Here is a 21,933-nt window from a genome sequence, read left to right on the forward strand (position 1 = left end):
AGATCTGTGATTGAACATTCAAACGCTTGGATTGATGGGTTTAAAGCCCTTTTAGTGAGGTTTGAATTTTCAGTCAAAAATTGGATGTCATTGCATTTTATGGCATTCTCAGTCATTTTCCTACGTAAAATCAATAAAAAAACTAAAGTTTAAACAGGCTCATAAATAAAAATGTCGAATTCAGAGTGCAGAATGTCGAATTTAATAGTTTATTTCACTCGACATTCTGCATTCTGACCTCGACATTCTGAATTGGTCATTCTAAATGGCTTTCTCGACGGCGTGGCCGCCGAATTCGTTTCGGAGAGCAGCTACTACTTTACCAGTAAAGGTGTCGTCCTGCTGCGAACGATACCGCATGAGGAGCGATAACGCAATGACAGGCGTTGGAACTCCCATGTCTAAGGCCGTTTCGAGCGTCCATTTTCCTTCCCCCGACGAGTGCATAACCCCTTTGATGGTATCCAATTTGGGGTCTTTGGAAAAAGCATTTTCGGTCAATTCCATCAGCCAACTTCTCACCACAGAGCCGTGGTTAAACACCCGGGCCACCTGTTCCAAATTAAGGTTATAGTTCGATTTCTCCATCACTTCAAATCCTTCGGCTATGGCCTGCATCATTCCGTATTCGATTCCGTTGTGAACCATTTTTACGAAATGCCCACTACCAGGACCGCCCGCGTGCAGGTAGCCGTTTTCGAGGGAAATATCTCTGAATACTGATTCGCAATAGCTGAATACGTCGTCTTCACCGCCAATCATGGTACAGGCACCCAATAAAGCGCCCTCTACGCCGCCGCTGGTACCGCAGTCTAAGTAGTCAAACCCTTTGGATTTAAGGTATTTATGACGACGTACGGAGTCGTTGAAGTTAGAGTTGCCACCGTCAATGACAATATCATTGGGAGCAAGATGAGGGAGCAGCGCTTCTATGCAATCATCCACAGGTTTGCCGGCAGGTACCATGAGCCACACCACCTTGCGTCCTTCCAATTGTTGGCACATGTCCTCTAAACTGTATGCCGGAGCAATGCCTTCCAGAAGGATATTTTTGACATTTTCGGTGACTACATCGTAAGCCACCACTTCATAGCCATGACGATGTAGATTAAGTGCTAAGTTGTAGCCCATTTTGCCGAGACCTACGAATCCGATTTGCATATTTTATACGAAGTGAATGAATGATATAAAAGAAGTGAGAAGCAAAATTAACAATTCTAAGCTTCTCACTTCTGAATTTCGGCTTCTTTTTACTATTTATCCCACCACACTTTGGTGTCCAAATCGTCGGCACCCTGACGGGCAATGGCTTCTTTAACGTTGGTACTGTTGACCGAAATCTCTGAGTTAGGGTACGTTAGGCGTCGGATGAAGTCACCCTTAATGGATTTTCCCGGGAAAGGATTGGGCGACAGTTTAGGGAATCCGCTTCTTCGGAAATTGGCAAATGCTTCGGCACCGTTTAGGAAGGAAGCCACCCAATATTGCGTATTGATTTGTTCCAGTGCATTTGCTGCCACAAAGGGATTGGCCTTTAAATAAGTATCAATGGAAGCCGCCGGCACGGCAGCGTTGGCATCATACAGAGCCAATTGTTCCATGTGCAGGCGCACACCACGATTATAATAAGTTTCGGCAGTCGTGCCGGTTACCCATCCCCTCTGGGTGGCTTCAGCCAGTAAAAGTTGCGTCTGAGCAGCCGTTACCAAAAACGTGGGAGCGGTATTTTTGGTCATGCGGGTTCTATCAACTTGACTGAAATCGTAAAAACTTGCCAATTTGTTAAGTGCTACTTGAGAGGCTATGGTGCTGTTGTTGAATCCAAAAGGCATCCCGATTTGCACAGCGGGATCAGTAGAAGCGCGTGAGGCCACTTGTTCGGGGCCTGATTTTGCCCCAATATACCGTACGGCAATGGATCTTAAGCGCGGATCATTGGTGTTTTTAAGAAAATCAGCAAAAGGAGCGGCTAAATATACGTTGGCGGCTTCGGTTGCGTTGAGTAGGTTTCCGATACCGTTTACGTAGCTGGCATCATGGCGAATTATGGCGTTGTCGGCGTTAATCTCCATCACACCGGCCTGAGCGGCGCGGGCTACTACCTGCTGGGCTTGGGCGGCATCTACTTTGCTCAAACGCATACCGGCACGAAGCAGCAGCGAATTGCCGTATTTTTTCCAAAGTGCAATATTGCCGGTATATAATATATCGGCAGTCTCTATCGTCTTAGAAGCATCCAAAGCCGTGGTAGCCTCGGTAAGCTCTTTAATAATGCCCGCATAAACTGATTGCTGGGTGTCGTATTTTGGCGAAAAAACCTGAGTGGTATAGCCTTTTGAAGCATCTGTGTAAGGTATGTCCCCGTAGGTGTCCGTCAAAATCATAAAAGCGTTGGCTTGAAGAATTCTGGCCATGTTGGTCAGGTTGCTGCGGTTAGGCAGGGCTTTGGTTTGATCAATTACATCCTGCGTATGTCGGATAACGGAACGATAATATTTCTGCCAGTTCTGCACCGTATTATCACGGATGTCCTGATTGAAATTAGCCCCTGCCAATACGCCTTCGTTGGGAGTGATCATTTGTTGAACAATACCCATATCGTAAAAGATAGAGCTGTTCGTAAAAGACGAATTAACAGTGGCATTGTTAAGGATAAACACCGGATTGATGGCGGTAGCGGCGGTCTTGTTGATGTTGAGATCATCAAAGCCGTTATCGCAGCCTGTCATCAAGCCCCCTAACCCCCAGAGGGGGAGTAAAAGAGCGATTGTTTTTATTATTTTTTTCATTGTTCAATTATTTGTAGGTGTCCCCGAAAGCATTGTATTAAGCCCCCTTCAGGGGTTTGGGGGCTTGAATTAAAATTTAACGTTCAAATTAAAGCCCACACTGCGCGTAGTAGGCAAGCCTGTTGATTCCATACCCACGAGGTTGTCTGACGAGTAGCCAAATGATTCAGGGTCGATATTGTCCACCCATTTCTTGAGCATCAACACATTGTTGGCTACCAGACTCAGTTTGGCGGACTTAACAGGGAAGTTTTTGGGTAAAAGCTTTGTAATGTCATACCCTGCCGTAATTTGGCGCAATTTCCAATAGCCCCCATCATAGATGATAGGTTCTATCAAGGCTTGCGAGCGTACTACCGACCAATAATCCTGCACGGGCGCTTTCACAGCATTCACTTCTCCTTTTTCGTTTACGCCTACCCCCAATACGCCACCTTCGCGGCCTACCAATGTCATTTTGTTTAATCCATGACGCACTGCGTTGAAGTTAGTACCGGAAAGCATCATATTTCCCAGTTTGAAATCAATCAAAAACGATAAGTTGATACCTTTGTAATTGAAGGAGTTATTGATGCCTCCCACCCATTTTGGTAAAGCACTGCCGAAGGAAATCAAATCGGGCGTGCGAAGCGGAAGGCCATTCGCACCAAAAATCATTTGCCCTTGTTCATTTCTTCTAAATCCAAAACCATAAATTTGCCCCATTTCCTGACCTACTATCTGGCGCAATTCTCCGTTGAAGACGTGTGTGCCAACGGTAATACGCTCACCGGGAGTGTCTGTCAAAAGGCTCAACACTTTGGTCTTGTTATAAGAAGCATTGAAGGTCAAATCCCACTGAAAATCGGATGATTTGATAGGTACTAAACCCAGCAATGCCTCCGCACCGTTGTTTTGGCTACGGCCGCTGTTTATCAGGGTACTTGTAAAACCGGAAGCATCAGATATTTGTGCCGAAACGATTTGATCTTGGGTAAGTTTCTGATAAATGGCGGCATCTAATGTAACGCGGTTTTTAAATAACTTCAACTCTAAACCAATTTCTTTTTCTGAAATACGCATCGGGCGTAGGTTGGCGTTGGGTACGGTATTCCCCGATGAGCCGCCCACCGGTTGCCCGCCAAATAAATTGGCGTTGATACCATAAAAGAGCGACTGTGAGTAAGGGCTTACGTCGGTATCACTACCCACCTCGGCATAGGCAGCGCGAAGTTTACCGAAAGATAGCCAATTGGGCGTGTTTTCAAATGCCTGAGAAAACACATAACTTGCCGAAACAGAGGGATACAAAATGCTGCGGTTGGCAGGGGCCAGCGTGGAAAACCAGTCGTTGCGGGCAGTAACGTTTACAAACAAATAATCTTTGAAAGAAAATTCTGCCGAGCCATACAACGAATTGACCGCTCTTTCCGAAAGTCCGTACTGGGGATCTTTCAAGCGGCCATTCATTACGGTATAAAGCCCACGCACTACAAAATCCTGTACTTGAACTGAGTTTAGATCTGAACGACGATATAATTGATTGCCACCCACATTGACATCAAGGCCGAAGTTGTCAAAGGTTTTTGTGGCTGCTACCAGAAAATCAAGGTTGGTTTCTCTAAATCTCCGCGACTCTTGGGTGTAAATACCGTTCACAAAACCAACGGGTGCTGCCGCAAGTGAAGCTTGGCCTGTAGGAAAATTGTTATAATCCTGGTCACGCGACCAGTAATCTTGCCCTACGCGCCCCTGTATATATAGCCAGGGAGTCATGTTGTATTTGACTGAGATATTGCCAAAAAGGCGGTCACGGCGAATATTCTGAAACTGCTCCGATAGCGTAAAGTAAGGATTGGTTCGGTTCATGAACCGTGAATAGATAAATTCATTACCTGCAGCATTAAATTTCTTGGCTTCCAATAAATCCAACGGCATGGAATTAGCCATGTTGGCAATAGAAGTTGGAATAGAGTTATCTTGGTTGGCAATGTTTGGCGGATTTTTGTTGTATTCCTTAGAGTAATTAATGTTGCCCGCAAAACTTATTTTCTTTGACAAATCATACGCAAATCCAAAATTGATGGTCTTACGGTTGAAGCTATTATTGGGTACAATTCCTTTACTGTCCATGTTAGAAATTGAAAGATTCAAACCGCCTTTGTCTGAATTGGTAGCCAAAGAAACCGTATTGGTAAAGTTGGAGCCATTGCGGTAGAATTTTCTGATGCGGTTGTAAACAGGCTCATACGGTACTGTGACGCCATCAAAAAGTATATGGGTCATGCCGGGCTGAAATTTCTCCCCAAACGACCATTGACCCGAAGTGGGGTTGGGGGTAGTGGGGCGAACACCGTTCTCACCTTGACCGTATTCGTATTGATAATTAGTGAAGTCAAGCGGGGTTTCGTTGGTGTAGTTGGTGTTGTAGGTAACGCCAATGCCCTTGCTGTCGCCTTTAGATTTGGTTGTGATCATGATTACGCCATCTTTAGCCCGAGAGCCGTACAGGGCGGCCGCCGTTGCCCCTTTCAAGACCGTCATGCTTTCGATATCGTCGGGATTGATAGAACTGAGACCATCGCCACCGTCAGAGGTATTGCCGCTGCCGCGTACTCCGATAGAGTTGTCGGATGCCGCGTTGCCGGGGTTAGTACCAAAGTTTGTATTGTCAATCGGTACACCGTTTACCACAATGAGCGGGTTGTTTTGCCCCGAAATAGAAGACTGCCCCCGAATCCTGATTTTGGAAGTACCTGCCGGTCCTGTACCCAGACCGGAAATATTTACGCCCGCAATTTTCCCTTGGAGGGTATTCATGAAGTTAGGTGATCGGTTTTCAGTAAGCGCATTCGCGTTGATGGTCGTAGTGGCGTATCCCAGTTTTTTGGACTCTTTTTTGATACCGAGAGCAGTAACTACTACTTCCTGCAATGCTTCGGCGCTTTCGGCGAGTGAAACATCAATTTTGGTCTGATTTCCAATAGAAATCTCTTTAGGGCTATAACCGATGAAACTGAAAACCAAAGTAGCTCCTGAGGGGGCGTTAATGGCGTAGTTTCCGTTTCCGTCGGTAGATGTACCCGTATTGGTTCCTTTTACCAATACGGACACGCCGGCTAACGCTGATTTGTCATTTGCATTTGTGACAGTGCCACTTATGCGGGTTTGCGCCCAAAGTGTGCTTTGGATCGCCAGGTAAGCCATCAATAGTAGGGCAACTCGTGGCAAGGATAAACGTTTTCTCATCTGGGTGAAAGATTGGAATGATGTAATAATGAAATTATAGGGTGCTTAACTGATTGCAAAAAAAGCATAGTATTGTACAAAAAACTTCTACGAATGGACGATGTAGAATTTTGCAATATTTTTATGTTTTATTTAAAAAATTTAATAATTGTTTTTTTAGTAAATGAATCTACCCGTTCAGCCGCTTTTGCCGCTGCCTGATTTTGCTCATATAAGAGAGTTAGTACGTCTCAAAAATCCTACCGTTCGTCTCAATGACTGGCCGGTTTCGGTAAGGGGAGGAGTGCAAATTGTATGCGTTCTGGAGGGGAAATTTGAGTGGATGGTGGAAGGGCAAAGACATGTACTTTATCCCAATGATGTAGTGGTTTTGTGCCCCTGGCAAGGCTTCGGAAGCCCTACAAATACCCTCGAAATCGGGAGCCTGTCCTGGATTATTTTAGAGCCCGAATTGTTCGAAGTACATAGAGAACTTTTTTTGGGAAAATGGTCGACAATTAGTGAAAACGACCAAAAACTCATGGGGCGGCTTTTGGTTTCTCATGCCCCTATGGTTTTAAATAATTTGAAGCAGGCCAACGATTTGCTGTTACGAATTGAAGCAGAAGTAAAACAGGCTGAATTTGCGTATCAAACTCGTGTTAATCAATTGTTGGACGAATTGTTGGTAACGATTGTGCGTCACCTGAGCCAACAACAAAATCAGCGTCGGGATTTCCCCCATGCTTTTGAACAACTCGAACAAATGCTTCGTGATAGTCTGGATCATCCCTGGACAGTAGAAGAAATGGCTACTGTCGTGGGGTCGGGCAGCACGGCTTTTACGGAAAAAGTGAAGGCTTATTCGGGTTTTTCTCCGCTCAATTATTTGATTAATATTCGAATTGCCGAAGCAATGAGACAATTAAGGCAAACGAGTAAGAGTCTGACTGACATAGCATTAGATACGGGCTTTTATTCCTCACAGCACTTTTCGACGACCTTTAAAAAATTAACAGGTTATACACCGGGACATTTTCGAAAAAAAGCTCCCTAACCCCAAGGCTAATTAAAAAACTCCCCCATCGGGGGCGGGGGGGCTTTCAATTATTATGAATTGCATTATCACCATAGACATCGGAACCACAAAAGTTAAAGTTTCAGCTTTTGATGAAGCTACCAATTTGATTGGTTGGCGGCAGGGCACATACCCGACCTTTCATCCACAGCCTGACTACAGTGAACAAGACCCGGAGCAGATTTATCTGACGGTGTTGTATGCGCTTAAAAGCCTGCTTAACGATGAATTAACAAAAAAACATCACCCCGTAGCGGTGGTTTTTGGGGCTTCCATGCACAGTATTTTGCCCATTGACAAGCACGGGGTACCCTTGCGAAATGCTGTCATTTGGGCCGATAACCGGGGACGTGACGAAGCCAATGCGCTCAAAAATTCGGAAGAAGGAAAAGTGATTTATGAACAGACAGGCACCCCCCTGCATCCCATGTCTCCGTTGGTGAAAATTCGTTGGTTTCGGAATCATACCCCCGCCACTTGGTTTGAAAAAGTCTATAAATTTATCTCCATAAAAGAGTACATCATTTATCAACTTACGGGGCAGTTAGTTGTTGACCAAAGCATTGCTTCTTCTACGGGTTTGTTCAATATTCATTCGCTGAAATGGGATTCTTTGGCGTTGGATTATGCGGGAATTAAGCCCCAACATTTGTCAGAACCTGTACCTATTGATTTTGCAGAACTTAAATTTAAAAAAGAATACGTTCGACTTTTTCGTCTTTCGAGTGCCACCAAAGTGATTGTTGGAGCAAGCGATGGGTGTTTTGCTACGGTTGGTGCAGGTGTTGTGACCGAAGGAAACGCAACCATCACCATTGGTTCAAGCGGAGCGATGCGCGTGGCAGGCAAGCAAATGATTCAGGACAGCCAACAGCGATTTTTTAATTACATTTTAACGGAAGGGAAATACATATCCGGAGGCCCTACCAACAATGGCGGTGTGGTATTTGAGTGGTTTGTGCAACAATTTGGAGCATCAGGTGTGCATTTGGACATGGAACACACGGTCAAACAATTGCTGATTGAGGCCGAGCGCGTACCGGCAGGAGCAGGCGGACTTTTGTTTTTACCTTATTTACTCGGAGAGAGAGCCCCACTTTGGAACGCCAATGCACGTGGAGCGTACATTGGGGTCAATATTACTCACGAAAGGCGGCATTTTATTCGTGCTACAGTAGAAGGAATTATTTATGAAATGTTCAGTATCGGTAAACTCCTTCAACAGTATCGTTCCATTGAAAATCTATACATCAACGGAGCATACGCAACCCTGCCTTTATTTGCACAGATATTATCTGACGTATTTGGTAAAACGGTTTATGTCAATGATAAGCACGACAGCGCGAGTGCAGGAGCTGCCCTATTAGCGCTGACACACTTAGGAGTTTTCAGCGATTTGGAAGCGGCGGCTCAAACCATTCGTTCGGTAGAAACTTATCAGGCCAATGCCGCTCACCATGCTCAGTATACCCGTTTTGCGGAAATATTTGACCGATTGAGCTATAAGTTGGCCGAAGATTTTGATGCGTTGGTAGCGTTGCAGGGATAAAAATCGTTTGTTAAAATAAATTCCAATTGCCCAATTCATGATAACCTTCCTGCAACTGTCCCGTGCGAAATTGATTCACAAATTCGTGAGCTTTACGGGTGGGTTCCAGCAGGCGATAGTTGCCGATGCAGTGTAAAGTGACGGTTAAGCTATCTTCCAAACTCATCTGATTGCCCGGCGAAATGAAAATCGGGTTTGCCTTGTTTTTACTCCGAAGGGCATACCCAATGACCTCTTCTTTGTCTTTAATCAGCGAATATTGGCCTTTGTAGTCGCCTGGATGCTGCCATTTTCCAAAAAGAATTTTCTTGGCACAGCCCAATGTTGCCGTTTGAGTAAGGCTGCCAAAATGGGCGGCAATCCCCATTCTTCGCGGATGCGCTATCCCGTGTCCATCTACCATGATGATGTCAGGTTTTGTGGGTAGTTGCGCAAAGGCTTCCACCAAAGCCGGTATTTCCCGAAAAGCTAAAAAACCGGGTACATAAGGAAAGACAGTCTTACTTTTTACCAACGAGTAAGCAATCGGTTGTAGATCCAAATAACGCAGGATAACAATACCCGCATAAATGATTTCACTAAAACGATTCAGGGAAATATCTGCACCCGCGATGGTATGAATGGGCTGTTGTCGGGGAGTTAAATCAATACTTTCACGCAATTGAACTTGAATCGCTTTGGCTTCGGAGATGGTTAATCGATCGTAGTTGAGCTTCACTGTAAAAGTGGATTAAAAAGCACTTTAAATACATTTTTAGTCAAATTTTCGTTATCTGTAGGCTTGCCTAAGTCGTTGAAAATTATATCAATACGGTAAAATTGTTGCCTTGGCATGATTTGTGAGCAACCATTGGGAAGTATATTTTAAAAAGTTATGCCAAACTCAACAAATCCATGAAAAAATTACTTATTTCTTTTTTGATTCTGTTAGCAACTATCATAGCAGTATGGGCACAGGCTCCAAATGCTTCATCATCCAAAAATAATTGGCGAATAAAGGATGGGAAAATCCAACGGTTTTTTGGGGAAAATTGGGAAAATGTAGAATTGCCCACAACTCTACCAATCACCGCACTTGATGTATTAACTGATGATTATGGCTGGGCAGTTGGCCACAATGCGACACTGCTTCGTTGGGATGGTGAACGCTGGAGTGATGTGTTGGTATTTACCAATGAAAATCTGACGGCAGTATATCTTGCCAATGCTCAGGAGGGTTGGGCGGTGGGAAATCAGGGAACAATTCTTCATTGGAACGGCACAAGTTGGAACCCGGAAGCTTGTCCACTAACGGAAGCACTGGTAATTGTGAAGCCTTTAGCTACAGGGGTAGTGCAAATTACATCGCAAAGCGGAATTACGTTGGTGCAGGAAATGGGTGTTTGGAAAATACAACTGGTTGCCAATCAACCAACGATGGCTGGCAAGCAGATCGAGTAACTACCTGAAGAAATCTTTTGCTTCTTTTAAGAGAGCTTTGTATTCGGCCAGTTCTTCTACTTTTTTATAATAGCCAATGGCTTTTTTACGGTCTCCTGCCCGAAGAGCAATGCGGGCCAAACCTGCATAAGAAAAAGCGTGGTACTCTTTGGTATATTCGTCGTCGTAGGATTGGCGAAGAGCCGCTTGGTAGAACTTGACAGCTTCTTGGTCGTTTTTGAGGTGCTTTTCCTGAATTAAACCTTCAAATGTTCGCCATATAATGGGGAAAAACTTGTCCGTCCGCTTGGTAAGTCGTTCGAGGTAAGGTTTGGCTTCCTCGTATTTGTTCAGAAGTAATAGAGCTTCCGTGTATTTCATCAAAAATATGGGATTGTTAGGGTATTTTTGGGTCAATGATGCTAAATAAACACCGGCACGTTCATACCGTAATTCATGTTTTAGAAAAATTCTGGCTAAATAAAATGCTGATTCCGTGCGTGTAAAGACCCCCTTTCGGGCGGCAACATCCATTTGTCGAAGGCCTTCCTCGCGGTTTCCGTCTTTAAAGAAAAATAGCATGGGCTTAACAATCGGATGATCTTCAGGATAGCGAATTACGTAATAATTGTATAACCCAGACGAAAAATAAAATTCAGGATTTTTATCCATGTATTTAAACCCTTCCATCACGTAATCATACGCTTGTTTGGCTTCACTGACGGCCTTAAGCTTATCGCCATTGTAATTATGCATTAATGCAATATAGCCATGCCCTGCCATTGAAAAGAAAGCGGCTTCCGGACGTGTCTTTTCGTTTTTCTCTAATACTTTGGCTTTTGCCAAACAATCATGTAATAGACTAAGGTATTGCCCACTAACCCCTTTGTTGTCTTTCACGGGCAGGTATTGCCATTGTAGCTGCATGGCTTTGAGCATAGAATTAACGGGGTGATTAGGATATTTGGCTCGAATTTGTCGTGCTACAGGTTCAACCTCTCCAAATTCATAATTATAAATATGATCAATGGCTTCCAGAACTAAATTTTGGGTAGGGATGTCGTACAGAATTTGAGTATGGGCTGTGGGAGAAACAAAACAAAAAGCAAAGAGAAAAAGGAAAAACTGCAAAAAGTGAGCGAGAATTGAGTTTTTTATTTTTGAGGTATTTCCTTTAAATAAGAGAATGTTTCGTTTCATGTAGCGGTTACTGCAGATAGATAGAAAATGCTAATTTTGGGCGTTCGGTGGGAAACCTTTAGCTTTGTCCTTAACGTTAAAGAACCAATAAAGAGTTTAATAAACAATTATTTTTTTACGGAACGAGGGAGTATTCATCAGAACCTAACCCGGATTTACTGTTGATTGCCGACTATTGACTGTGTACGCAAAAATTCATGATTCACTACGACCATTTTACCCTTGACAACGGCCTTGAAGTCTATGTCCACGAAGATCATACTACTGCCATGGCGGCAGTCAATATTTTGTACAATGTTGGCTCGCGTGATGAAGAAGAAAGCCGCACCGGCTTTGCTCACCTTTTTGAGCATTTAATGTTTGGCGGCTCCAAGAACATACCTGCTTACGACGAACCGCTCCAAAAAGTAGGCGGAGAAAACAACGCTTTCACCTCGCCCGACATTACCAATTATTACATTACTCTCCCGGCCGTCAATTTGGAAACGGCCTTTTGGCTCGAATCCGACCGGATGATGAGTCTGTCATTTGACCCTAAAGTGCTTGAAATTCAACAAAAAGTAGTAATAGAGGAATTTAATCAACGTTACCTTAATCAGCCTTATGGGGATGTTTGGCTTAAATTGCGTCCGTTGGCTTATCAGGTGCATCCTTATCGCTGGGCCACAATTGGCAAAGAAATCAGCCATATTGAAAATGCGACACTCGAAGATGTTCGACACTTTTTTTATAAATACTATCTTCCCAACAACGCGATTTTGGTCGTGGCTGGCGATGTGACGTTGCCGCAAGTGAAAGCATTAACGGAGAAGTGGTTTGGACCCATCGCAGCAGGGGAGAAGTACGTCAGAAACTTGCCTCAGGAGCCGATTCAAACGGCTGCCCGATTTATGGAAACGGCGGAAAAAGTACCATTGAACGCGCTCTATAAAGCGTATCATGTTCCGGGACGTTTTGCGGAGGATTATTATACGGTTGATTTGATGAGTGATGTGTTGGGACGTGGAAAGTCAGCACGTATGTATCAAAAATTGTTGAAAGAGAGAAAGTTGTTTACGAATATCAACGCCTATAATACAGCTTCAGTGGATCCAGGTTTGTTCGTAGTACAGGGAAATCTGAACCCGGGTGTGACGTTTGAAGAAGCCGATGCTGCTGTGGAAGAAGTCTTACAGGAACTGGTAGAAATAACGTTGCCGGAAATGGAGTTGAATAAAGTAAAAAATCAGGCCGAATCTACACTTGCTTTCTCAGAAGTTGAACTGCTTAATCGGGCCATGAATTTGGCGTATGCAGCCAGTTCGGGAAACCCCGATTTGGTCAATTGTGAAGCAGAACAAATACAGGCTGTAACGGTAGAAGATGTGCAAAATATGGCTAAACGAGTTCTTAGAAAAGAAAACAGTTCTACGTTGTATTATCGAGCCATTCAATAAAGAAAAGACGAATGAAATTTAGAATCGGACAGGGTTACGATGTTCATCAATTGGAAGAAGGTCGAGATTTTTGGTTAGGAGGCATTAAAATCCCTCATACTTATGGCGCAAAAGGGCATTCAGATGCCGATGTGGTGTGCCATGTGTTATGTGATGCGCTGCTGGGTGCGGCCAATATGCGTAATATCGGCTACCATTTTTCGGACAAAGACCCGCAATGGAAAGGCGTAGACAGTAAAATACTCTTAGCAAAAGTTTTGGAAATGATTCGTGAGGCAGGATATGAGGTCGGAAATGTAGATGTAACGGTGATTTTGCAGGAACCAAAACTCAATCCACACATACCCATTATGAAAGAATGTTTGTCAGGAGTAATGAACGTAGATGTCGAAGATATTTCCATCAAAGCCACTACTTCCGAAAACATGGGATTTGTAGGCCGAAAAGAGGGGATTGCCGCATTGTGTGTGGCTTTGATCTATAAACCTGAAGGGAGATAGTTAAGAGTAAGAATAAAAGCAGTGAAGGATACCATTATTTCAAAACCCAATACAATGAAAAAACACCTTGCCTTTCTTTGCAGTTTGATTGCCTTGGCTGCCTGTGGCCAAAACACCAACAACGGCCCCATTACTCAACCGCTTGGTTTTGAAGAATATGACCCTATCTCAACGCTCAAGGTCGCAGAGCATAAAGTAACGCGATCGAAATTTCCATTTATTGATGTTCATAATCACCAATTCGGGATGAATTCTCAGGATTTAGGAAAATTGATAACTGATATGGACGCGCTTAATATGGGAGTAATGGTCAACCTGAGCGGTCGGGGGTTTTCGCAACAATGGGAAGAAGGCACTTCTACCATCAACGGTGCCATTGCCAATGTTCGCAAAAATTATCCGAAACGGTTCATGATTTTTACCAATCCTGAATTGAAAGACATTGGTTCACCGGGCTATGGGCAACGCGCTGCCAAGCAAATTGAAGATGATGTAAAAGCGGGAGCCGTTGGAATGAAAGTGTATAAAAGCTTGGGATTCAGCGGCATCAAAGACACCGACGGTAAACGCGTAGCCGTAAGTGACCCACGTCTTGATCCAATTTGGGCAAAATGCGGTGAATTGGGCATTCCGGTCATTATTCACACTGCTGACCCCAAATCATTTTGGGACCCTATGGACCGCTACAACGAGCGTTGGTTGGAACTCAAAACTCACGCAGGACGCAAGCGAGATGCCAACGACCCCGTTCCTTTTGACTCCTTAATGCGCGAACAACACGCCGTTTTTGCCCGTCATCCCAAAACGACGTTCATCAATGCACACATGGGTTGGTATCCCAATGACCTTAAAAAACTGGATAGCCTGATGAAGAAATTCCCAAATATGTACGTAGAAATCGGAGCGGTCATTGCAGAATTGGGGCGTCAACCTCGCGCTGCCAATCAGTTTTTTACCAAATGGCAGGATAGAATCCTATTTGGAAAAGACAGTTGGGTGCCTTCCGAATACGCAACGTATTTTCGGGTTTTGGAAACGGATGACGAATATTTCCCTTACCACAAAAAATACCACGCTTTTTGGCGGATGTACGGAATGGGTTTGTCCGACGAAGTGCTGAAAAAAGTATATTACAAAAACGCGTTGCGGATTATTCCTAATATTGATAAGTCGCAATTTCCTGATTAAATACAGCATGATTTAAGTAGAGATTTTGAGTGTTTTTGGAAGAAATGATTCGAAACAATTACCAAAAATGGAAAATAGAATTTACAGAGTGGTCATTACCAAAGATGACACGGGAGGTTATTTTGCTGACATTCCAACACTTAACTACTGTATAGCTTACGGTAGTACCATGGAGGAAGCGATGCAAAATATTAGAGATGCTCTGGAAGGCGTTCTTTTAGTAATGGAAGAAGAAGGACTTCCTATTCCTGATGACAGTAATGCAGTAGAGTATTCCATTTCTGTACCCATCAATTCAGCTTCTAAACTTTTGATAGCATAACTTGATGAATCAGTCACCAAAGAATTTAATCAAGGTTTTGGAAGCAAAAGGTTGGATAATGAAACGTATTAATGGTAGTTATCATTTAATGTATCACCCCGAAAGAAAACAGACAATGCCTATTCCTGTCCATGGAAACAAAGATATTCCCTTGGGATTGTTTTTGTCGATTCTTAAGCGGACGGATACGAGCATGGATGAATTGTAAGTTAATGTTTTAAGAGCTACATAAACCCACATAAACTAAAAGAATGTCTCATTCCCTTCCCTCGGTTCATACATTACTCCAATCGCGTGGCTATATTGCTGACGAATACGTAGCAATGTCAGTCTATTTGGCAATGCAATTGAATAAACCGCTCTTGATTGAAGGTCCGGCAGGTGTGGGCAAAACCGAAATTGCCAAAGTAATGGCGCAGGCGTTAGAGACAGACTTGATTCGACTGCAGTGTTACGAAGGATTGGATGCTCACCACGCCATTTATGAGTGGAATTATCAACATCAGTTGTTGTATTTGAAAATGGGAGAAAGTAATAAAGCAGAACGCAGTCAGGAAGAGATGGAGAAATCTATTTTTAGTGAGAAATTTTTACTGAAACGCCCCCTTTTACAGGCACTTACGCACCCAAAGTCTCCCGTTTTGTTGATTGATGAAGTAGATAGAGCCGACGAAGAATTTGAGAGCTTTTTACTCGAAATGCTTTCGGATTGGCAAATAACCATTCCCGAAATAGGAACAATTAAGGCGACCCATATCCCGCACGTGATTCTGACGGGCAATCGTACCCGTGAACTTTCGGAAGCCTTGCGTCGGCGGTGTTTGTATCTGTGGATAGATTATCCGCCCTTTGAGAAAGAATTGGCCATTGTAAAATCGAAAGTAGAGCAAATAGACGCGACGTTGGCACGTCAGATTACTGCCTTTATGCAGGAGTTGCGAAAACAACGGCTCAATAAAGTGCCGGGCATTGCTGAAACACTCGATTGGGCGCAGGCTTTGGCAGGTATGCACATCAATCATCTGGAAAAATCGTTGGTAGAATCTACCCTCGGAGTTGTCCTGAAAGATTGGCAGGATATTCGACAAACGCAGTTGAGTCTGTCGGAGTTATTTGATAAAGTTGGGATTAAGTCCAAGTTGGAAGAAGCGTAGAAATCCCCGGAAAGCTAATTGCACAGTTTGAAGTTGTTGGTAAAAAAAGCATTTTTGCATTAATATCTTACCTCGATGAAGTTATCCAAGAATCATATCCGCCGAATTCAAAACTATTTTAAGACACAACCGGTCTTGAAGGCGTATCTGTTTGGCTCGTATGTACGGGGAGAAGCAACTGAAGAAAGTGATGTGGATTTGTTGGTTGAATTAGATTATTCTCAACGAATTGGACTTCATTATGTACAAATGATTTTTGATTTGGAAGACTTACTTCATAAAAAAGTGGATTTGGTTTCAGAAGAAGGCTTATCAAAATACATTCGACCCTATATAGAAGCAGAAAAACAACTGATATATGAAAGGTGAATTGGGGGATGAAGCACGACTTCGACATATTTACGATGCCATTTTAGAAATTGAGACTTATACACATGATGTTGATATTGATAAGTTTTTAGGCAATTCAATGATGCGTTTTGCTTGTATTAAACAAATTGAAATCATTGGAGAAGCGGGTAATCATGTTACAAAAACAACCCAACTGCGGTTTAGTGAAGTAGAATGGCGCAAAATTGTTGGATTAAGAAATATTGTCATCCACGAATATTTCGGGATTGACTTTGATGTAATTTGGGGGATTATATTGAGTGATATTCCCGACTTGAAGGTAAAAATTGAACACATATTGAATCAACTATAAGAAATGCAACAAAAGAAAATCGTTCGCGTAGGCGATATTGAGTGCGGAGCCGATGAATTATTCCTGATTTCGGGGCCGTGCGTTATTGAAGACGAAAAAATAATGATGACTGTAGCTGAACGCCTCAAAGAAATTTCGGAGCGGCTGGGTATCAAAATAATTTATAAGTCTTCTTTCATGAAAGACAACCGCAGTAGCTTGGATTATTACATGGGTCCCGGTTTAGAGGCAGGTATCAAGATTTTGGCAAAAGTAAAAGAGCAATTTGGCTTTACGCTTTTAACCGATGTGCATTATCCTGAACAATGTGCTCCGGTAGCCGAAGTGGTAGACGTGCTTCAAATTCCTGCGTACCTCTGTATGCAAACTACGCTCGTCGTGGCAGCTGCTAAAACAGGCCGTGTGGTGAACTTGAAACACGGGCAATTTTTGGCTCCTGAAAATATGAAGCACCCTGTCAAAAAGATTGAAGACAGTGGAAATGAGCAGATTATCCTGACCGAGCGGGGTTATACTTTTGGTTACAATGACTTGATTGTGGACCCGCGTAGTTTTTATCACATGAACAAAACGGGCTATCCCGTGGTATTTGACGTAACTCATGCGATTCGTAAATACGGGATTCCTTCTAAAGACAGCAAAGGCGGGGCACGTGAGTATTTGCCTGTGTTAGCTCGCGCCGGCGTAGCTGCGGGAGTGGATGGCTTATTTGTGGAAGCCCATACCTGTCCGTCAGAAGCGCTTTGTGATGCAGCGAGTCAGTTGGACATCAATTATTTGGAAGAGTTCTTGAAGCCTCTCATCGAGCTTCACAACGTCGAAGTAAAATACCGCGCTTCGGCTCAGGTATTGGCTTAGGTATATAAACCTCACAGGTTTCACGGTTTGACGATTTGTAAACCTGTGAGGTTTTGCTACAAAAATTAATCTGCTTTTATCATCCACTTCTTTCCATCCAATTTTAGGGTCGAATGAGCTACTCGCATCGCTTCATACTTGAAAAGCATAGTCAGCTTGAATGAAATTTTCTTTCCAACAATTATAGTCTCCGTTAAAAAAGCAAGTCGTTTTTACTATTTACAATCGCAGAATTTGTCATTCGGTTTTGAAATTTTTTGGGAGATTCTCCTATCTGCTTTTTGAATAGCCGAATGAAATAGGAGTAATCTTCATAACCCAAAGAGTCAGCAACGGCAGCTACGGTTACATCATTGTGAATCAGCATTCTTTGTGCCTCTACCATGACTCTTTTCAGAATCAAATCGGTCGTTGTTTGGTTTAATGTTTCCTGACAAATGCGATTTAAGTGACGCGTTGTCATATTCATTAAATCAGCGTATTCTTTAGGAAGTTTTTTCGTTTTGAAATTTTCATCAATCAATTTCTCCAGTTTTTTTATTCTGTTGTACTGAAAAGGCTGTTTATCAACGACTTTGTTGTGTTCCTGATAAGACCTTGAGAGTTGAATATAGGTTAAATCAATCAGCGAATTCAGTTTTTGAAATTTGAACGGTAAATGGGTTTGATATTCTTCGTAAATCGCTTTAAACAAAGGTATTACAGAGTCCAAAGCATCTTCTTGCAGGTAAATAACGGGGTAGTTAGTTTGGAGATAAAAGAAGGGAAAATCGGTCAACTTTTTAGAAAGATACGCGGTATTATAAAATGATTCGGTGTGGAAAAAAACGTAGCCGTTTATATCCGCCGACAGCTCCCACGAATGCACTTGCCCCGGCGTAAGTAAAAATACGCTTCCTGGACGTACTTCGTAGGTGTCAAAATCTATTTCATGTTTCCCGCTTCCTTCCGTAAACAATACCGCAATATAGGTGCTGTGTTTATGTGCTGAATTAACAAAACGATGACTTTGAAGATGACTCCGTAAATTATTGGCATAAAATGCGGTTACCAAATCGGTTTCTGAAAATTCCGTGATACCGTAAATGGGAATGTTTTTCATGAAAAATGTCCGTATTATCCTGTATTTGGCTACAAAAATGGCTTATTTTTGGTAATAAATAGCTTTATTTTTGTATATTCAAAAAATCAAAATAAAGCTCATGTCGCTCATTCACGCCCTTCAAAATAAATGCCCCAAATGCCATAAGGGACAAGTGTTTAACACGAAAAATCTGCTCAGCTTCCGACCTGCCGCGATGCAGGAGAATTGTCCTCATTGTCATTACAATTTCAGTAAAGAGCCGGGCTTTTACTGGGGCGCTATGTACGTCAGTTATGGACTTGCCACTTTAGAAATGGCTGTGGTCTATGCAATTTGTATGACGTTAGGAGCCAATGCCGTTGATGTTAAAAATTTAGTAGTCAGCATTTTAGTGGTACTCATTCTTTTTCAGTTCAATTTCAGAATGGCGCGATTGATATGGCTCTATCTTTTTACGAATGTGATAGAATCGTAATAGCTAACCGAACGGACACGATTCCGTACTCGCTTCTGACTACTCACTGCTTGGATTACCGTATTTTTCCCATTTAGCCAATACGGCTTTAAAATCTTCGGGCAATTCTGACTCAAATTGCATCCATTCTTTGGTGCGTGGGTGCTGAAAACCAAGCGATTTGGCATGAAGCGCCTGACGAGGCATGAGTTGAAAGCAGTTTTCGACAAAGGCGCGATAACTGCCGCTCGTTGTACCGCGCAGAATTTTGTCGCCGCCATAGACCGAATCGCTGAATAATGGATGTCCCAAATGCTGAAAATGAGCCCTGATTTGGTGCGTTCGACCCGTTTCCAGCTTGCATTGAACCAAACTTACGTATTTGAAAGATTGCAGTACTTTATAATGAGTCACGGCATGTTTTCCCTGACTGCCATCCTCATAAACCGCCATTATTTTGCGGTCGCGGGCACTGCGACCGATGTGCCCTACAATGGTCCCTTCGGCCTCTTTGGGTTCTCCCCAGATAAGGGCATAATAGGTACGCTCAGTCGTATGTTCAAAAAATTGCCGCGCAATATGCGCCATTGAATATTCTGTTTTGGCAATAACGAGCAGCCCTGAAGTATCTTTATCAATTCGATGAATCAGTCCGGGCCTTGCTTCGCCGTTTCTTCCCGTAGGTAAGTTCTGAAAATAATAAACTAAAGCATTGACAACAGTGCCCGTCCAATTTCCATGAGCAGGATGAACCACCATACCTGCAGGTTTGTTGAGAACCAATACCTCCTCGTCTTCATAAATAATTGTAAGCGGAATATCTTCGGGGATAATGTCTGTGTCGCGTGGTGGATGCGGCATTGAGACGGTAACCACATCCAATGGCTTGACTTTATAACTTGATTTTACTGGTTTATCATTAACTTTTACCGACTCAGTTTCAATGGCGTTCTGTAGTTTGGTCCTTGTAATATTGGAAAGGTGATGCTTAAGATAATGGTCAATGCGCATGAGGGATTGACCGCGGTCGACCACGATGCGGTGATGTTCGTAAAATTCCTCTTCTTCGTCGGTGTTTGGCGAATGATTTTCAATCATTGAAATATTTTTTAATTTTTGCAATAAATTTTTCAGCAGGGCGTTTCTTGGGCGATAACTATCTCTAACAAATTAACAATATTATGGACTATAATCAAGAAGGACAAAAGAAAGACCGTAAAAGCCTCCTCCTTGCGGCGTTAGCGATTTTAGCTCTTCTAAACGTGGTGCTGATTTATTTTTTCTACAAAGAACGGGAAAAGAACAAAGAACAGGAAACCGTCATTGCCGTTAGAACGGAAGAAGTTGTAGCTACTAAAATGAAGCTGGACTCAATTTCGGCGCAATTAGACGCTAAGATAGCTGAAATTCAGCAGTTGGGTGGGCAAGTGGACTCATTGATTACGTTAAAACAACAACTTGACAAGGACAAAGCAGCCTTGCGGAGCGCATCCAGTGCGGCCAATGTTGATTTATCTAAATACAAGCAGAAAATAAAGAACTATGAGGCAATTCTGGTTCAAAAAGATACCGATATTGCCAAACTGAAAGAAGAACTGGGAATTGTTACCGCTCAAAATCAGGAGCTTTCGTCCAAGGTGACGGGTTTAGAGGGTGAAAGAGAAACACTGCAGCGCACGCAACGCACTTTTGAAGATTCGGTGGGTAATTTGAGTGTCAAAAACCGGGAATTGGCCGAAAAAGTAACGATTGCGTCGGCATTGAAAGCAGAAAAAATTGCCGTAAATGCGGTTTCTGCCAAAGGAAAAGAACGCGATGGAGGAGCTTATCGAGCAAAACGAATTGACAAACTCAAAGTAGATTTCGATTTAGCGGCCAATCCTATCTCGCAAAATGGTAACCGTGAAGTGTATCTGCGCATCTTGGATCCCGAAGGGGCGGTGATGGCCGATATGGCGACTGGCTCAGGGACTTTTGTTTACGGAGGACGCGAAACCGTTTATACTGCTAAACAAACACTTAACTATAGCAATGACGGCTCGCAAGGCTCAATCATTTATTCACGCGGCGGTATTCCTTTGAAAAAAGGGGACCATACCATTGAGCTGTATTGTGAAGGTTTCCGTATTGGTTCAACGACGTTTAAGGTACGTTAGTCGTTGAAAATAAAATAAAAAGGAGTTAAAGGTTACGGGTTAAGAAGGGCAACTTTATTAACTTTTAATCTTTAACTCCTAACTTTTTTATATGGAATCCATAACTCTTCACATTTAACTCCTATTTTTGCATTTAATATAAACTTTTTTACACATTTTTTTGTAGAAAACTCAACTATTGATTAGTTTTCGCACAAAACAAAACTTATCCTAATTTAAGTACTGAATGGCTCAACAACAACGCAGACCTTTTCGACCAGTAAGACAAGAAGAACCGTATCGTATCAATGAGCGTATCCGAGTACCGCAAGTACGCTTAGTAGGTGAAAATGTCCCACAAGGCATTTATGATGTGCAGCAGGCCTTGCGCATGGCGGAAGAACAAAACCTGGACTTAGTAGAGATTTCTCCCAATGCCGTTCCACCCGTTTGTAAAGTAATTGACTACTCTAAATTCAAATACGAACAAAAGAAAAAGCAGAAAGAAATCAAGGCCAATGCGCAGAAAGTGGTGATTAAAGAAATTCGCTTTAGTCCTACTACCGATGATCATGACTATGATTTCAAACTCAAACACGCCATCAACTTCTTGAAAGAAGGTGCCAAAGTGAAAGCTTACGTACAGTTCTCAGGACGTGAAATCGTATTTAAGGACCAAGGTTATAAGCTTTTAGAGCGTTTTGCCAAAGCATTGGAAGAAGTTGGCAAAGTCGAACTGGAACCCAAGCTTGAAGGCAAACGGATGAGCATGATTTTGACACCTAAGGCTATTAAAAAGTAGCTTACTGTATATGCTGATTAGAGTCTATTGAAAAAGCGCTTCGGTGCTTTTTCAA

The 21,933-nt window shown here is 42.9% G+C and carries 22 protein-coding genes; 15 read left to right on the forward strand and 7 right to left on the reverse strand.

Annotation, left to right across the window (positions count from 1 at the left end; translation table 11 throughout):
* Positions 1–261: 261 nt before the first annotated feature.
* From gnd to Q0081_RS17955, 3 genes are all read right to left on the reverse strand, one after another.
* A complete protein-coding gene (gene gnd / locus Q0081_RS17945) occupies positions 262–1,161 on the reverse strand; it encodes a phosphogluconate dehydrogenase (NAD(+)-dependent, decarboxylating) (protein WP_298356242.1) in 900 nt (299 codons plus the stop codon).
* Between the two features lie 92 nt (positions 1,162–1,253).
* Complete coding sequence (locus Q0081_RS17950) at positions 1,254–2,789, reverse strand: SusD/RagB family nutrient-binding outer membrane lipoprotein (protein WP_298356245.1); 1,536 nt, start codon at positions 2,787–2,789, stop codon at positions 1,254–1,256.
* A 69-nt stretch (positions 2,790–2,858) separates the two neighbouring features.
* On the reverse strand, positions 2,859–6,017 hold the full coding sequence (locus tag Q0081_RS17955; protein WP_298356248.1) for a SusC/RagA family TonB-linked outer membrane protein: 3,159 nt from the start codon (positions 6,015–6,017) through the stop codon (positions 2,859–2,861).
* A gap of 163 nt (positions 6,018–6,180) precedes the next feature.
* Between Q0081_RS17955 and Q0081_RS17960 the strand changes: the two genes are divergently transcribed.
* Entirely contained in the window at positions 6,181–7,053 is an 873-nt protein-coding gene (locus Q0081_RS17960; RefSeq protein WP_298356251.1) for an AraC family transcriptional regulator, read from the forward strand.
* Between the two features lie 55 nt (positions 7,054–7,108).
* Positions 7,109–8,623, forward strand: a complete 1,515-nt coding sequence (locus Q0081_RS17965) for a gluconokinase (protein WP_298356256.1) — start codon at positions 7,109–7,111, stop codon at positions 8,621–8,623.
* 10 nt (positions 8,624–8,633) lie between these two features.
* On the opposite strand, the gene nfi is transcribed toward Q0081_RS17965, so the two are convergent.
* Positions 8,634–9,341, reverse strand: coding sequence for a deoxyribonuclease V (gene nfi / locus Q0081_RS17970; protein WP_298356259.1), 708 nt, complete (start codon positions 9,339–9,341; stop codon positions 8,634–8,636).
* 176 nt (positions 9,342–9,517) lie between these two features.
* On the opposite strand from nfi, the gene Q0081_RS17975 reads away from it, so the two are divergent.
* Positions 9,518–10,063, forward strand: a complete 546-nt coding sequence (locus Q0081_RS17975; RefSeq protein ID WP_298356263.1) for a YCF48-related protein — start codon at positions 9,518–9,520, stop codon at positions 10,061–10,063.
* Here Q0081_RS17975 and Q0081_RS17980 read toward each other — a convergent pair whose 3' ends face one another.
* A complete protein-coding gene (locus tag Q0081_RS17980; protein WP_298356268.1) occupies positions 10,064–11,242 on the reverse strand; it encodes a lipopolysaccharide assembly protein LapB in 1,179 nt (392 codons plus the stop codon).
* Positions 11,243–11,439: 197 nt separating this feature from the next.
* Here Q0081_RS17980 and Q0081_RS17985 point away from each other — a divergent pair, with 197 nt between their 5' ends.
* The 9 genes from Q0081_RS17985 (at position 11,440) to kdsA (ending at position 17,403) form a co-directional block, all read left to right on the forward strand.
* Positions 11,440–12,678 (forward strand): pitrilysin family protein, encoded by a 1,239-nt coding sequence (locus tag Q0081_RS17985; protein WP_298356270.1) that lies wholly within the window; start codon positions 11,440–11,442, stop codon positions 12,676–12,678.
* 11 nt (positions 12,679–12,689) lie between these two features.
* A complete protein-coding gene (gene ispF, locus Q0081_RS17990) occupies positions 12,690–13,178 on the forward strand; it encodes a 2-C-methyl-D-erythritol 2,4-cyclodiphosphate synthase (protein WP_298356273.1) in 489 nt (162 codons plus the stop codon).
* A 54-nt stretch (positions 13,179–13,232) separates the two neighbouring features.
* On the forward strand, positions 13,233–14,366 hold the full coding sequence (locus tag Q0081_RS17995; protein WP_298356276.1) for an amidohydrolase family protein: 1,134 nt from the start codon (positions 13,233–13,235) through the stop codon (positions 14,364–14,366).
* A 67-nt stretch (positions 14,367–14,433) separates the two neighbouring features.
* Entirely contained in the window at positions 14,434–14,688 is a 255-nt protein-coding gene (locus Q0081_RS18000; protein WP_298356280.1) for a type II toxin-antitoxin system HicB family antitoxin, read from the forward strand.
* Positions 14,689–14,692: 4 nt separating this feature from the next.
* Positions 14,693–14,896: a type II toxin-antitoxin system HicA family toxin gene (locus tag Q0081_RS18005; protein WP_298356282.1), complete on the forward strand. Its 204-nt coding sequence runs from the start codon at positions 14,693–14,695 to the stop codon at positions 14,894–14,896.
* Between the two features lie 43 nt (positions 14,897–14,939).
* Positions 14,940–15,842 (forward strand): MoxR family ATPase, encoded by a 903-nt coding sequence (locus Q0081_RS18010; protein ID WP_298356285.1) that lies wholly within the window; start codon positions 14,940–14,942, stop codon positions 15,840–15,842.
* Between the two features lie 75 nt (positions 15,843–15,917).
* Positions 15,918–16,211, forward strand: coding sequence for a nucleotidyltransferase family protein (locus Q0081_RS18015; RefSeq protein WP_298356288.1), 294 nt, complete (start codon positions 15,918–15,920; stop codon positions 16,209–16,211).
* Positions 16,201–16,545, forward strand: a complete 345-nt coding sequence (locus tag Q0081_RS18020; RefSeq protein ID WP_298356291.1) for a DUF86 domain-containing protein — start codon at positions 16,201–16,203, stop codon at positions 16,543–16,545. The genes Q0081_RS18015 and Q0081_RS18020 overlap by 11 nt, the downstream gene beginning before the upstream one ends.
* Positions 16,546–16,548: 3 nt before the next feature.
* On the forward strand, positions 16,549–17,403 hold the full coding sequence (kdsA, locus tag Q0081_RS18025; protein ID WP_298356295.1) for a 3-deoxy-8-phosphooctulonate synthase: 855 nt from the start codon (positions 16,549–16,551) through the stop codon (positions 17,401–17,403).
* A 193-nt stretch (positions 17,404–17,596) separates the two neighbouring features.
* On the opposite strand, the gene Q0081_RS18030 is transcribed toward kdsA, so the two are convergent.
* A complete protein-coding gene (locus Q0081_RS18030; RefSeq protein WP_298356298.1) occupies positions 17,597–18,505 on the reverse strand; it encodes a helix-turn-helix transcriptional regulator in 909 nt (302 codons plus the stop codon).
* A gap of 100 nt (positions 18,506–18,605) precedes the next feature.
* Here Q0081_RS18030 and Q0081_RS18035 point away from each other — a divergent pair, with 100 nt between their 5' ends.
* Complete coding sequence (locus tag Q0081_RS18035; RefSeq protein ID WP_298356301.1) at positions 18,606–18,962, forward strand: hypothetical protein; 357 nt, start codon at positions 18,606–18,608, stop codon at positions 18,960–18,962.
* A 39-nt stretch (positions 18,963–19,001) separates the two neighbouring features.
* On the opposite strand, the gene Q0081_RS18040 is transcribed toward Q0081_RS18035, so the two are convergent.
* Entirely contained in the window at positions 19,002–20,039 is a 1,038-nt protein-coding gene (locus Q0081_RS18040; protein ID WP_298356304.1) for an RluA family pseudouridine synthase, read from the reverse strand.
* Between the two features lie 83 nt (positions 20,040–20,122).
* Here Q0081_RS18040 and Q0081_RS18045 point away from each other — a divergent pair, with 83 nt between their 5' ends.
* Together Q0081_RS18045 and infC are read left to right on the forward strand one after the other, a co-directional pair.
* On the forward strand, positions 20,123–21,097 hold the full coding sequence (locus Q0081_RS18045) for a hypothetical protein (protein ID WP_298356307.1): 975 nt from the start codon (positions 20,123–20,125) through the stop codon (positions 21,095–21,097).
* 226 nt (positions 21,098–21,323) lie between these two features.
* On the forward strand, positions 21,324–21,878 hold the full coding sequence (gene infC, locus Q0081_RS18050) for a translation initiation factor IF-3 (RefSeq protein ID WP_298356310.1): 555 nt from the start codon (positions 21,324–21,326) through the stop codon (positions 21,876–21,878).
* Positions 21,879–21,933: the final 55 nt, after the last annotated feature.

It is taken from the genome of Runella sp., assembly GCF_027484545.1.
GTDB lineage: Bacteria > Bacteroidota > Bacteroidia > Cytophagales > Spirosomataceae > Runella.

Excerpts from the sequence above, each read along its gene's own strand:
- Q0081_RS17995 (WP_298356276.1), top strand. The coding sequence starts at position 13,233 with ATGAAAAAACACCTTGCCTTTCTTTGCAGTTTGATTGCCTTGGCTGCC.
- Q0081_RS18035 (WP_298356301.1), top strand. The coding sequence starts at position 18,606 with ATGTCGCTCATTCACGCCCTTCAAAATAAATGCCCCAAATGCCATAAG.
- Q0081_RS17985 (WP_298356270.1), top strand. The coding sequence starts at position 11,440 with ATGATTCACTACGACCATTTTACCCTTGACAACGGCCTTGAAGTCTAT.
- Q0081_RS18040 (WP_298356304.1), bottom strand. The coding sequence starts at position 20,039 with ATGATTGAAAATCATTCGCCAAACACCGACGAAGAAGAGGAATTTTAC.
- Q0081_RS17950 (WP_298356245.1), bottom strand. The coding sequence starts at position 2,789 with ATGAAAAAAATAATAAAAACAATCGCTCTTTTACTCCCCCTCTGGGGG.
- infC (WP_298356310.1), top strand. The coding sequence starts at position 21,324 with ATGGCTCAACAACAACGCAGACCTTTTCGACCAGTAAGACAAGAAGAA.
- Q0081_RS18010 (WP_298356285.1), top strand. The coding sequence starts at position 14,940 with ATGTCTCATTCCCTTCCCTCGGTTCATACATTACTCCAATCGCGTGGC.
- gnd (WP_298356242.1), bottom strand. The coding sequence starts at position 1,161 with ATGCAAATCGGATTCGTAGGTCTCGGCAAAATGGGCTACAACTTAGCA.
- Q0081_RS17955 (WP_298356248.1), bottom strand. The coding sequence starts at position 6,017 with ATGAGAAAACGTTTATCCTTGCCACGAGTTGCCCTACTATTGATGGCT.
- Q0081_RS18005 (WP_298356282.1), top strand. The coding sequence starts at position 14,693 with ATGAATCAGTCACCAAAGAATTTAATCAAGGTTTTGGAAGCAAAAGGT.
- Q0081_RS17980 (WP_298356268.1), bottom strand. The coding sequence starts at position 11,242 with ATGAAACGAAACATTCTCTTATTTAAAGGAAATACCTCAAAAATAAAA.
- Q0081_RS18015 (WP_298356288.1), top strand. The coding sequence starts at position 15,918 with ATGAAGTTATCCAAGAATCATATCCGCCGAATTCAAAACTATTTTAAG.
- Q0081_RS18030 (WP_298356298.1), bottom strand. The coding sequence starts at position 18,505 with ATGAAAAACATTCCCATTTACGGTATCACGGAATTTTCAGAAACCGAT.
- kdsA (WP_298356295.1), top strand. The coding sequence starts at position 16,549 with ATGCAACAAAAGAAAATCGTTCGCGTAGGCGATATTGAGTGCGGAGCC.
- Q0081_RS18020 (WP_298356291.1), top strand. The coding sequence starts at position 16,201 with ATGAAAGGTGAATTGGGGGATGAAGCACGACTTCGACATATTTACGAT.
- Q0081_RS18045 (WP_298356307.1), top strand. The coding sequence starts at position 20,123 with ATGGACTATAATCAAGAAGGACAAAAGAAAGACCGTAAAAGCCTCCTC.
- Q0081_RS17975 (WP_298356263.1), top strand. The coding sequence starts at position 9,518 with ATGAAAAAATTACTTATTTCTTTTTTGATTCTGTTAGCAACTATCATA.
- Q0081_RS17960 (WP_298356251.1), top strand. The coding sequence starts at position 6,181 with ATGAATCTACCCGTTCAGCCGCTTTTGCCGCTGCCTGATTTTGCTCAT.
- Q0081_RS17965 (WP_298356256.1), top strand. The coding sequence starts at position 7,109 with ATGAATTGCATTATCACCATAGACATCGGAACCACAAAAGTTAAAGTT.
- ispF (WP_298356273.1), top strand. The coding sequence starts at position 12,690 with ATGAAATTTAGAATCGGACAGGGTTACGATGTTCATCAATTGGAAGAA.
- Q0081_RS18000 (WP_298356280.1), top strand. The coding sequence starts at position 14,434 with ATGGAAAATAGAATTTACAGAGTGGTCATTACCAAAGATGACACGGGA.